We start from the raw sequence: 11,972 nt of genomic DNA, 5'->3' as shown, positions 1-11,972 counted from the left end.
TCAAGCTAGAGGAGAAAGAGGAAATTATAGGACACAACGTATTAAATTTAACTCTAACTACTCTGATTAAGTTTTCGTTACATACTTATAAATTTTCCCGCCGACTTACTTATAATTATTCTTGGTATTTTGTCCCACCAAATTTTTCGTGGCGTGTTTCTATTGATGAGTTTTTGAAGTCTATTAAATAGAATAATTATTTGAGATATTTCTTTCCCTGCTGCTATTAATCCTTCTTGTTTGATTGGATCTGCAAAGCTGTTTAAATTATTCTTATAAAAATCTTTGATAAGTGCCTGAATAAGTGTCCTACTTTCGTTTAAATTCCAATTGTTATCAGTTCCATTTTGATTAGAAACCATTTTATCCTCCAATTTTTTCTCAACTTTATAGGTGTTGAATAGTATAACCAGCTTCACAGCTAGTAATGCTATTATTCCCAAAACCGCTTATTCAGTAAACTGAATTCAAGACTTAGGAGTTTTTTGTGCCTACTTTGAGAACCCTGCAACCTGGAGATGAAGTATCGCTGGAAGAATTTCTCTTGCAACACAGTGATACTTCTATGTTTTTGCGCTCTAATTGGCGAGCTGCGGGACTGCTTGACCAAGGTGCCAGATTTCAAGGAACTTACGTAGCAGCCTACACAAATGAAATTATAGTGGCAGTTGCAGCCCACTTTTGGAATGGGATGGTAGTAGTCCAAGCTCCTGTACATTTATCAGAGGTGGTGCAAGCAGTTGTGGCACAATCTGGACGTGCTATTTCTGGAATTAGTGGGCCAGCAGCACAAGTTGAAGCAACAAAAAGGGTTTTGGGACTTAGCAACCGAACAACTCAGCTTGATGAGTCTGAAATATTGTTTTCTCTAACATTACAAGACTTGCAAATACCTCAAGCCTTAGCAACGGCAAAGGTGCAGTGTCGTTTGCCACATTCAGAAGAGTTGGAATTACTCACCGAATGGTGCGTTGTTTATAATGTGAAAGCTTTACAAGGAACAGATACTCCAAGTTTGCGTTCAGCTTGCCGTCTCGTAATTGAAGCTTGTCAAGCTACCGCTATGCATTGGGTTTTGGTAGCCGAAGATACTCTAGTTTCTTACTCTGCCTTTAATGCCAACCTCCCTGATATTGTGCAAATTGGTGGAGTGTGGACACCGCCAGGGTTACGGGGAAAAGGTTACGCCAAAAGTGTGGTAGCAGGTTCGTTGTTAGCTGCGCGATCGCAGGGAGTAAAACGTGCCATCCTATTTACATGTCATCATAACCAAGCAGCCCAAGCAGTTTATCGAGGAATTGGCTTTTTGCCTACTGGTGAGAAGTACGGCTTAGTCTTATTTGAATCGTAGCAGTCAAAACTAGAACAATCGCCAAAAACAACACAACATTTCTGAGCATCGAGTTATCAAAATGTTTAAGTGCGATCGCCACCAATGCCCAGAGTATTACTCCTGTATAAGCTATGTCTCGACGCTGGATGACAATAACTGCTGCAACTGCTGTTGCTATCAATACCATGATGAGAGTCCATATTACAGCAGAAATCCCCCAACCGTTCCACCCGTGAAAATATAAAGCAGACGCTACATTAACAATGGTTGCCACGCTAATCCAGCCTAGATAAATGCTGATCGGAAAGTGAATACACCATTTTTTCAGCCGAGGTACACGCGATTTGCCAATTTGTAACTGCACATAAACACCAATCAGAGGCAACAGAATCAAGAGCATTGCAATTACAGAAAGAGCAAAAAGCCGAGACAAAAACAGATACACCCAGATACTTTGAGCAACACAGGCAATCACTAACAGATAACCTGTCTTACGTAAATCAGGCTCATCTCGTTGGTTAGGTAGAGCTTGGTATACCCCAAAAGCAAACAATCCAACGTAAATCAGCCCCCAGATAGCAAAGGCGTAATTGGCAGGGATAATCAGGACATTTTTAAACAAAGTATTGGAAATTTCCCCTATGCTGAGTCCATTGAGCGGAAAAACGTTCGATATTACGTTGATAACGAAAGCACCTAAAATTGCAGCCAATGTAACAAGCTGCCGCCAAAAATCCCGATAATTGCCTCTTGTGGATTGCTGCATAGGATGTTAATTCATATCTTTTGTACTTTTAGCTTACATCTTGCCTAATATAAGCCACAGTCATATCGAGCAATTGACATCTTCCTCAGCCGTCATGTTGAGGATTCTGATCTGTTCAAACAGACTTAACTAGATAGCGACAAAGTTCTCAGCAGAATAGGACGTTTATAAAGCTCTAAGCTATGGCAGATAAAGATTCTAGCCTTTAATTTTATTGAGCAGTGGGCGGTTCAATCACCAGCCGACAAGAATGCCTGCTGTTAGCCACCATCCCTCCATAAATTTAGTTCGCCATAAACATTGATATCAAACGTAAATTCGATATCAATGTGATTCTTGGGATATCCTGTAGGCAAAGGTGCAAAAGGTGCAGCTTTCTGTATGGCATTGTGTGCTACTTCATCAGTTACACTGAATCCAGAAGTTTGTGCAATATTGAGATTGCTAACTTGACCTGAACGATTAATAGTAAAGTTAACCACCGTTCGCCGATTAGACTGGCTCATTCCTGGTAGCCACTGCTGCTGAACGCGTTGCTTTAGTTTATTTAAGTAAGAGGTGAGGTCTATATCTTGACTGCGGGCATCAATACCAGAAGTCGCTTGGCGATCGCGGTTGGAATTAGGCACAGATGCCAATTGATCGCCACGATAATTCTGACTAGATACACCCACAGTACCACCCAACAAACTTGCTGCACCTGTTTTTAGAGATGACTGAGTTTGAGTCGGTGTTTGTCCACTTAATCCAACTCTTAACTGCCCTAACTTCTGAGGATTGCTGGGTACTGGTAATGTTGTAGCTCTTTCAAGCGGTGTTTTCAGAAGTGCGGCTGGTAATGGTGTAGCTATTGGTGCTACTGCAATTTTCTTAGAGTTGGGCATTTGCGCCTCGGTTGCAGGTGCTGAGGTTATTTGCTTTGGATTGGGGGATGTTAGTGTAGCCAAAGGCGCTGTTTTTTCTAATTGGGCTGGTGGTGTAGTCATTGGCGCTACCGCAATTTTCTTAGAGTTAGATACTTGTGCTGTGGTTGCAGGTGCTAATGCTGTTTTTTGAGGTTTGAATTGCGGTTGTTGACCAGATCGATTTGGTGATTCCGTTTTCTGCTGCTGCCGTCCTGTCTGCAATACCTGTGCTGGAGATGAGGTTGTTTCAAAAGAACGCTCTTTGTAGGCTTTATGTCCTGTGGGACTCGCTGACTTCACCACAGAAACAGGTCTTTCTGGCAAAGCTTTACCACCGGCAATAGAATTTTTGGTAGCACGGAGTGAGGTTTGAGGAGGTATGTCTGTTTTGTCAGGAGTAACTTCAACTACCTCGATTGGAATCTCTTGGGTAATTTCTTGTTTCGGCTCACGCATCAAAGCTGTGTGCCAATATTTGCTCCCCATTAATAAAATAGAGTGCAGGAGGATAGAAGTAACTACACCTTGGAGCATATTGAGAGGGCGCACCCTCCGATGGTACACAAATTCATCAAATGAAGTCATGTTATTCTACTTTCTTTAATAGCAGCCTCAACAGTCGGTATCACAAATACCAACAACTCACCTAGACCATTACCAAATTACCAAATATAAACACATCTACAATACCTCAAGATTTAGCAATTGAAACTTTAACTCAGTGGAGCGGATTATTTTTACGCACGAGTATTCTTTGTTAATGATTTGGACGCTTTTAATTATGTATATTTCACGGGTGATGCTGCTGACCCCAATGTGACAGCCCTTGAATCTCTTCTTGACAGACCAATGGGAGCCAAAATCTCGTTATCCTGATTCCATTCCCAAAGATGCGATCGCTCATCTTGGTGAGGCAATTTTGAGTAATGGGATGACAAAACATTTTGGGCTTATCTAAATCCTGCGGAGATTACACAGCAGAATTTCTCTAGTGAACGCATCACCCAATAAATGATTCGTTTCTTTCGTGAGCAAATAGATGATAGCGTGGCACTAAACTCTGATGTGTTAGATAATACTCTGGAAGAAATTAATAATACCTTTGAGAATTGGTTAAATACGACTTTTGATGAAGGCGATCGCACTATCTCAAATGCCATTGACGAAGCAATAGATACATTAAACGAGTTAGTAGACGACATCGCTGAAGTGGCTGAAGCCGTTGCGGATGAATCTTTGATTTATCAAGTAATGATTGATTTTTTCACTGAAGATGATTGGGCATTTACCAAACTTCAGGGATAATCAATTTTACAACTAGCGTTCAAAGGCAAACGCGATCGCTTCACCTGCTATGCCAAAGCCAGAGAAGACCAGCAGCAATTTGTCTTTTACTCTATTTGCCCGGTGAAAGCACCCAAAACTAAACGACGAGCGATCGCACAATTCCTAACTCAAGTAAATTACGGACTGATTATTGGTAACTTTGAACTTGATCTGACTGACGGTGAGATTCGCTACAAAACCAGCATTGATGTCCAGGGTGAGCGGCTGACTACCACCTTAATCAAACGTCTTGTGTATACGAATGTCCTAATGATGGACGACTACCTACCAGGAATTCAAGCAGTACTCAAAGGAGAAACTGTAGAAACTGCTCTTGAGCAGATGAACGGATAAAGCGACTAATACCGCAAGGCGGAAGTCAAAAGGTATTGCTGCGGTAATGTTCGCCAAGTTGAAAGATTTTTTACCAGAGCGGGAGGGGATACTGTTCATCAAGGCAAACAACAAACCATCACTTCAGGCACATCAAAAGATGGATATGTGCAAGATGACAGAGTTCATCTATGAAGGCACTGAATTTTTGGTATTTGCCTATAATGGCTAACTACTTGATCGGTTACTAAACTAATTTTTCACAACCTGTCTAGCGGATTTGACTGTTGGAATTGACTATCGCAGCTACCGAGTCAATTAGAGTGTTCCAAAAAATAAATGATCCAAAACCCGTCATTGCCAGCGAAGCGAAGCAATCCCAGCCCTTGCGATTGCTTCGCTTCGCTCGCAATGACAATTGAGCATTTTTTTACTTGGAGTACTCTTATGGAAAATAATTTTGGAATAATAAATGTAGATATACTGATAATAATTCCAGCATTTACCATCACCCCGCATGACTCATGGCAATCCTTCAACTGATTAAACCCGAAGTTAAAAATCTGGGTGGGTCTTTTGCCCGCCGTTCTTTGCCGTATCCTAATCGCCAAATGGTTGGGCCGTTTATCTTTTTTGATCATCTTGGCCCGTCCGTTATGCCTCCAAATCAAGGCATCGATGTCAGACCACATCCTCATATTAATCTTGCAACGGTGACTTATTTATTTGATGGTGCTTTGATGCATCGTGATAGTTTAGGTACTGTGCAGTTAATCCAAGCAGGCGCAGTAAACTGGATGACAGCTGGAAAAGGAATTGTACATTCAGAACGCTCACCTGATCTTGATCGTCACAAAGAAACTACTATTCATGGCATTCAAACCTGGGTTGCCCTACCTGTTGAAGACGAAGAAATTGATCCAAACTTCATTCACTATCCTGCTGAAACCCTTCCTACTTGGGAAGAGAATGGCGCTGTGATCAAACTTATTGCTGGACAAATGCTGGGCTATACCTCACCTGTGAAAGTTTTCTCACCTATCCTCTATTTAGATGTGGTGTTGTCTGCTAATGCTCACTTCACTATCCCTGCTGATTACTCAGAAAGGGCAGTATACAGTGTCACAGAAGAATTGAGGATTAACGACCAACCGATAGAGCAACATCATCTCGCTATCCTAGAGCCAGGTGATGAGATCAAGGTTTCTGCTACTGCCGCTGCTCGATGTATTGTCATTGGCGGTGAGCCGTTGGGTACACGCTACAAATGGTGGAATTTTGTCTCTAGCCGCCCAGAGCGAATAGAACAAGCTAAAGCTGATTGGCGCGATCGCCGCTTTGCTACTGTGCCAGATGAAACAGAGTTTATTCCACTACCAGAAGTGGTAACAGAAGCTAATCCTTTTTCGTGAACTATCTACACTTCTGCTAATATTGATACGCAGATATAAGTAAATAAGTTACCTAATAGCTACAGATAACTCATCTTTGTTTATCAGTGGTTAACTGTTTTATTGCTAAACCGCCAAGTCATGATTATTGCAGCGATCGCTAAACCAATAGCCAGCCCCCACCAAAGGCCAATAGCTCCAGACCCCGACGAGATTCCCAAAGTATAACCAGTGAATAAACCAACACACCAATAAGCAAAAATACCAATCAACATCGGAATTCGAGTGTCTTTTAGCCCGCGTAATGCTCCCGCCGCAGTCACTTGCACACCGTCAACTATTTGAAAAATCGCTGCTACTCCCAGCAATTTCACTGCGAGGGCAACCACATCTGCATTGTTTGGATCGCTGATATCAATATAAAGAGAAATAATCGACTTTGGTACTAACCAAAATGTAAGACCTGCTATACCCATTGATATAGCTGCAATGGCAATGCCTACATATCCAGCCAAACGGGTAGCAACTAGGTCATTCTCTCCTACTAACTGCCCAACACGTACTGTTGTTGCTAAAGAAATGCCTAGTGCAATTTGGAATGATATTGAAATTGTTTGTAAAGCAATTTGATGAGCCGCAAGAGCGTTTGTTCCTAATTGTCCTATTAAGAAGGTAACAACTGTGAACAATCCCACTTCAACCGCAATCAGCCCCCCAATAGGCAATCCAATCTGAAAAATCTCACTAATGATCCGGCGATGCTCTAGGGAAAAAGCTTTTTTAGATAAAGGTCGAAAAATATCGTAAACTGCAAAGTCAGGCTGATTACATATATAAACTGTCAAAGCAAGAAACATACTCCAAAGTGAGAGTGTGCTTGCCCAACCGATACCCGCTAAACCCAGCGCAGGGAATCCCAATTTGCCAAACATCAGCACATAGTTAACTGTGATGTTAAGCAGAGTACCCAAAACCACAGTTACCATTACTAATTGCGGTTGCAACAAAGCAGAAAGAAAGCTTTTAAGTACTGCAAAGCCCAAACCAGGAATAAAACCCAGTGCGATCGCTCTTAAATAAATCTCTGCTAGTGCTACTGTGTTAGCATCCTGCCCTAGTAGAAGTAATAAAGTACCTCCATTGTAAAGCAGCAATGTCATTGGTATTCCTAGTACCAGAGATATCCCTAGTCCAAGCCGGATAATTGTACCAACTTTTTCTCTATTTCCGGCTCCGTATGCTTGAGCAGCTAACGGACTGACAGCAGAAACGATACCAGTAAGGATGAACAGACAAAAATTAAAGGTAATAGCTGCCAAACCTCCAGATGCAATGGTTTGACTTCCCAACCAGCCCATCATTACCGTGTCCACAAAAGCGGTTGCAGATTGAGCCAATTGTGCTGCTGCTAAAGGTATGGCTAACGCAAGACTTTTTTTAGCTTCAGAAAACATATATAGCTTTTTTGGCATAAATTAAGTCTTGGATTTAATATTTCTAGGACTTACGTAATAACTCTTTGAAACTCTCATTCCTTTGCGTTCTTCTCTGACGAGACGCTGCGCGTAGCTTGCTTCTCCGTAGGAGTATGCGCCTTTGCGGTTCGTTTTCTCATGAGTTTGCGTAAGTCCTGATTTTAACAAACTGTAGATTAGACTTCTTGCATAAATCGGGAAAAGGGAAAGGGGCAAGGGGAAAAATTCTGTATTGTCCCTTTCCCCTTTAACCTTTACCCTTTTTCCCCCTCTTGCAAAAAGCACTTTTGCAAGAGGTCTATTGTTAATTGCTCTACTTTTTTTATATATGTTAAATGCGGTACTTAAAAGTCAAGTTATCTTTTTACCCGCTTTCATTCCCAGGTAAATATTGAATGTTTATTTCTCCATAGTTTTAATTTTTAAAGGATACAATGGCTCAGAGCCATTTAGTTGCCAAATTCTAAATACCAATACAGCAGCGACAGTTAGCCATACGCAAGAAAATGATAAAGTCATTCCCGCCACAGGATTAGTTTGCCAATAAACTGCTGTCACTACTAAAGCAGATAACCAAGGGCCTAAAATAACTACAGGTACAGCAGCACCTAATCTCCGTTCTACAGTAAAAATCGTATTCCAAGTATCCCCTAAAGCCAGATGTACCACAAACAATATTAAAGGCAGCACTAAAAATTGGTGATTCATTTGCTGCCAAATCAATACAGAAGAAATTACCCGCAAAACGGCTATTATCATCCAAACTATGGGAAATGCTAAAGGTGGAGGAGACCATCTTGGTCTGATTACCTGGTCATAGGTTTGACGAGAGCGGGTATTATCTAAAAGAGAAAAAATTCGTGAACGAATACTTAACAGAGCAAAAAATAATCCAGTAAATAAAGTGCTAACCCAAGTGGGAAAAGAAGAATTATTATCAATCAACATTACTAATTTTTCCATTCCCAGCAACACGAGAATCATAACTAGTATTTGTAAGATGGTTCCTAGTGTATAAACTAAAACTGCTCTAATATCTAGTTCTTGTGTATTAGCTATTGATGTATTTAGAGAATTTTGTTTATTAAGAGTTTTTACTCCCATCACTGTATTAACAAACTGTTCAATTATTCCAGTCTTATTGGATTGATTCATAATTAAGAAATTGTGTGTAGTTTGTAATTAGTGATAATAAGTCATTATATGGTAGTCTACTGATTAAAAGCAATTTTTGTAGGCTCTTTTAACGTCATAGTTTATAAATTCCAAACTAATGTACAGTTTTTCATAATTAATATTGAGGTAAAAACGTGGAATTTCAGAAGTTATTGTATATTTTTACTTTAGGAAAGATTGCTACATTTGCTCTGAGCGTGCCTGTATTTGCTCAAATCGCACAGGCTCCCGCCAATGTTTCACAGTCGAGTTGTCGTGCGACTAAAGTAGACACTCCGATTTTTAAAGATCCTTCAACATCATCTAATGCTATCAGAATATTGTCGGCAAAAACAAGGATTACTTTAGCATATATACCAGTTAGTGGAGATAAATTTGTCAGAATTCAATCCCCAACTTCAGGGTTTATTCAAACTGCTGTGCTGAGATATTGTCAGACGAATAGCAACCCTCCAACCCTGTTGAGTAAACCTACTATTGGCAGTGCATGTCGGCGAATTGTACAACCTGAAACTTTACGTCGCCAACCAAGTATAAAAGGAGATTATATTACAACGCTTTATCCAGGCGCAATCGTGTATGTGAACTTGGTTACAGGTAGTGTAGTTAAGTCATACAAATCTGAAAATTATATTTGGGTAGAAATTGACCTTTCCAGAAGTTTCCCTGGAGAGTTATCCGGTAATGGTTGGATAGCCAATAGAGACTTAGTAAATACTCCTAGATTAAGCAGTCTGGCTTATTGTAGTTAGTAGGTTATTTCGCTTAATATCTCCATCCGCTTTCTTTGCGCCTTCGACTGTGCAGCGATCGCTCCACTCGACCATTTTTCATTTTGAGGAACAGGCGCGGCAAAACAGGTTACTAAAGCTAGGGGTAATTATTACTATTCAAGACCATTTACAGCAGTTTTATTTTGCATGCAGTACAAAACTAAGGCTTTTGAGATAGTAGATAAATGTCAGAAAAAATGTTACTAGGAGTTGCCAGTCGTTACGGTAAAATCAGCCAGGAATACGAGATGGCGGGTGGTGCTAGACGAGGTAATAGCAAAAAGAAGCGAAGCGTAGTAGGCAATTCCAAAATCACCAATTCTTTAACAGCTGATTCTGTTCAGCTTTCTTCTGTAAATGGATCTATGAATGGGGCATCGGCTGTGATCGCAAGTTAGCTAAGATCCAATAGAAAATGGCATTCAGTCGTAGGGGCGCAAGGCATTGCGCCTTTACTGCGTGGTCGGTCTACTTACCTGAAAATAGCTATAAAATACAGCCCTCCCAGGCTGGGAAACCATTCTGGGAGGTGAGAGGTAGAACCTCTGAGAATACATTCCCAGCTAGTAGTCTCCCAACCCAAAAATGCGCTTGTGAGGGCTGGGGAAAGGGGAAGGGTTAAGGGGTAAGGGATTTAAAACCTTCCCCCCGCCCCTTATCCCCAGAGGGGGCCCCACCTTCCCCTTTACCCTTTACCCCGCTTTCGTCACGAAAGCGAACTACTAGGAGACTGGGAACGAAATAACGAGGTGAAAATTAAGATTTTTAACCCGTCTTTGCGTAGCGTTCGGCAGGAAAGGCGGGTTTTGTCTGTGTAGCTGCAATTCTATTCGCCCACCTACTTTATGTATCAACTAAAAAATAGTAAAATCTATCAAAGATATTGTTAATAACCATCGAGAAACTTCATAATGGCAACCACATCTAATGTTCAGGTGACTATTTCCGTAACTGAACTGGGTTTAGACGAAGAGGAGTTGCAAGCAGAAGTAGAGAAATTGCTCCCACAGGTTAAAGAGGTGGATGGAGTAGAAGATGCAGATTTAGTGGCAGTTACAGAAGTCCCCCAAGGTTCAAAAGCTTTAGGGGGTTTCTTGTTGGCGACATTAAAAGCAGTGGGCAATCCATCTCTCATCAAGCCTTTGTTCGAGTTTCTAAGTACTAGACTTACTGGAAAAATTATTGAAATTTAAGTAGAAATCAATGGCAAGAAACTCAAAGTAAAAGCTAGCAATCAGGAAGAGTTTGAATTGGCCAGACGGCAAGCTGAGGATTTTATCAAAACAGAATTCAGGAGTCAGGAGTCAGAATTCAGTATGAATTCTGTACGACTGGTGGATGAATCTAGGGGTTTAAGACCCCCGCTAAATCTTCTCTTTCAGAGACGCACTTGCGTTCATTTAGCAGTCTACAATGAGTGGCGGGTCTGAATCCCCCACTCATTGATTCTGACTCCTGGATTCTGGCTTCTGGGTTCTTCTTCAAGAAAAATACCAAAGATATATAAGACAGCAAACATGGCAAGAGTAGCATTACTAATCGGGGTTAGTGAGTATGAGCAGGGGTTGAACCCGCTACCAAGTGCTATCAAAGATGTCGAGGCTATGAGCCAAGTGTTGCTAAACCCAGAAATGGGTAGCTTTGCTGAGGCCGAGGTGCTGAAAAATCCCTTACGGCAGGAAATGGAAGATAAAATTTATGACTTATATAGTATCAATTGTAACCAAGATGATGTCTTGCTGCTGTATTTTTCTGGTCATGGCATAACTGATAGTGGCGGTGAATTTTACTTCTCAACTCGCCAAACCCGTAAAGATCAGCAAGGGAAATTAGTACCAACCTCGGCTGTAGCAGCCAGAGAAGTGCATCCTTGGATGAACGCAAGCAAGTCAAAGCGAATGGTTGTAATTTTAGACTGCTGCTTTGGTGCAGCTTTTGCCAAAGGTTTGACAGCTAAAGATAGCGGCACTATCAATCTAGAACAACATTTGGGAGGTGAAGGACGGGCAATTCTTACGGCTTCGACTTCGACACAGTTTGCATTTGAGCAAGAAGGTTTTGAACTTTCAATTTATACTCAATATCTAGTTGAGGGTATTGAGAATGGCGCAGCAGATCAAGACGGGGATGGTTTGATATCGGTGGATGAGTTGCATGGGTATGCCAGCAGCAAAGTTCGAGAAGTATCTCCAACAATGACACCAGAATTTTATCCCGTTAAGCAAGGTTATAGAATTTTTCTGGCAAAGTCGCCTAAAGATGATCCTAAACTGAAGTATCGCCAGGAAGTGGAAAGTCGTGTTAAATCGGGTAAGGGTAGGTTTTCTGTCTTTGCTTTAGAAATATTGGAATCTAAGCGGATTGATTGGGGACTAACTGAACAGGACTTACGCAACTGGAACAAATAGCGAGCGGGGCGTAGCCCTACCACACGACAATTTAAATCAAACCAAGCACATAGGAATACTTGGGCGTTTTAGTTGCTGAATTAAAT

At 41.3% G+C, this 11,972-nt stretch carries 14 protein-coding genes; 9 read left to right on the top strand and 5 right to left on the bottom strand.

What is annotated here, in order from left to right:
• Nucleotides 1–77: 77 nt before the first annotated feature.
• Nucleotides 78–443 (bottom strand): hypothetical protein, encoded by a 366-nt coding sequence (locus H6G97_RS36095; RefSeq protein WP_190945405.1) that lies wholly within the window; start codon nt 441–443, stop codon nt 78–80.
• A gap of 44 nt (nt 444–487) precedes the next feature.
• Here H6G97_RS36095 and H6G97_RS36090 point away from each other — a divergent pair, with 44 nt between their 5' ends.
• A complete protein-coding gene (locus H6G97_RS36090; RefSeq protein WP_190945403.1) occupies nt 488–1,351 on the top strand; it encodes a GNAT family N-acetyltransferase in 864 nt (287 codons plus the stop codon).
• Here the strand turns inward: H6G97_RS36090 and H6G97_RS36085 are convergent.
• On the bottom strand, nt 1,311–2,099 hold the full coding sequence (locus H6G97_RS36085) for a tryptophan-rich sensory protein (protein WP_190945401.1): 789 nt from the start codon (nt 2,097–2,099) through the stop codon (nt 1,311–1,313). The genes H6G97_RS36090 and H6G97_RS36085 overlap by 41 nt on opposite strands.
• 260 nt (nt 2,100–2,359) lie before the next feature.
• Entirely contained in the window at nt 2,360–3,589 is a 1,230-nt protein-coding gene (locus H6G97_RS36080; RefSeq protein WP_190945399.1) for an energy transducer TonB, read from the bottom strand.
• Between the two features lie 426 nt (nt 3,590–4,015).
• Between H6G97_RS36080 and H6G97_RS51560 the strand changes: the two genes are divergently transcribed.
• From H6G97_RS51560 to H6G97_RS36065, 4 genes are all read left to right on the top strand, one after another.
• Nucleotides 4,016–4,309 (top strand): hypothetical protein, encoded by a 294-nt coding sequence (locus H6G97_RS51560; RefSeq protein ID WP_199349884.1) that lies wholly within the window; start codon nt 4,016–4,018, stop codon nt 4,307–4,309.
• A 3-nt stretch (nt 4,310–4,312) separates the two neighbouring features.
• Nucleotides 4,313–4,684 (top strand): type III secretion system chaperone family protein, encoded by a 372-nt coding sequence (locus tag H6G97_RS36075; protein WP_338421914.1) that lies wholly within the window; start codon nt 4,313–4,315, stop codon nt 4,682–4,684.
• A gap of 46 nt (nt 4,685–4,730) precedes the next feature.
• On the top strand, nt 4,731–4,895 hold the full coding sequence (locus H6G97_RS36070) for an N-acetyltransferase (protein ID WP_190945397.1): 165 nt from the start codon (nt 4,731–4,733) through the stop codon (nt 4,893–4,895).
• Nucleotides 4,896–5,187: 292 nt separating this feature from the next.
• Nucleotides 5,188–6,075, top strand: a complete 888-nt coding sequence (locus H6G97_RS36065; RefSeq protein ID WP_190945395.1) for a pirin family protein — start codon at nt 5,188–5,190, stop codon at nt 6,073–6,075.
• An 83-nt stretch (nt 6,076–6,158) separates the two neighbouring features.
• Here H6G97_RS36065 and H6G97_RS36060 read toward each other — a convergent pair whose 3' ends face one another.
• Together H6G97_RS36060 and H6G97_RS36055 are read right to left on the bottom strand one after the other, a co-directional pair.
• On the bottom strand, nt 6,159–7,526 hold the full coding sequence (locus H6G97_RS36060; RefSeq protein WP_190945394.1) for an MATE family efflux transporter: 1,368 nt from the start codon (nt 7,524–7,526) through the stop codon (nt 6,159–6,161).
• A gap of 402 nt (nt 7,527–7,928) precedes the next feature.
• Nucleotides 7,929–8,684, bottom strand: a complete 756-nt coding sequence (locus tag H6G97_RS36055) for a TspO/MBR family protein (protein ID WP_190945392.1) — start codon at nt 8,682–8,684, stop codon at nt 7,929–7,931.
• Nucleotides 8,685–8,839: 155 nt separating this feature from the next.
• On the opposite strand from H6G97_RS36055, the gene H6G97_RS36050 reads away from it, so the two are divergent.
• From H6G97_RS36050 to H6G97_RS36035, 4 genes are all read left to right on the top strand, one after another.
• Complete coding sequence (locus tag H6G97_RS36050; RefSeq protein WP_190945390.1) at nt 8,840–9,457, top strand: hypothetical protein; 618 nt, start codon at nt 8,840–8,842, stop codon at nt 9,455–9,457.
• A 206-nt stretch (nt 9,458–9,663) separates the two neighbouring features.
• Nucleotides 9,664–9,876, top strand: coding sequence for a hypothetical protein (locus H6G97_RS36045; protein ID WP_338421913.1), 213 nt, complete (start codon nt 9,664–9,666; stop codon nt 9,874–9,876).
• Between the two features lie 513 nt (nt 9,877–10,389).
• Complete coding sequence (locus tag H6G97_RS36040; protein ID WP_338421912.1) at nt 10,390–10,671, top strand: sugar ABC transporter permease; 282 nt, start codon at nt 10,390–10,392, stop codon at nt 10,669–10,671.
• A 324-nt stretch (nt 10,672–10,995) separates the two neighbouring features.
• A complete protein-coding gene (locus tag H6G97_RS36035) occupies nt 10,996–11,886 on the top strand; it encodes a caspase family protein (protein WP_190945388.1) in 891 nt (296 codons plus the stop codon).
• Nucleotides 11,887–11,972 lie beyond the last annotated feature (86 nt).

Origin of the sequence: Nostoc flagelliforme FACHB-838, from assembly GCF_014698065.1 — a bacterium.
In the GTDB taxonomy this organism is placed as follows: Bacteria; Cyanobacteriota; Cyanobacteriia; order Cyanobacteriales; family Nostocaceae; genus Nostoc; species Nostoc flagelliforme_B.
Note: the sequence above shows the minus strand (reverse complement) of the source record. Positions and strands in the feature narration are given on the sequence as shown.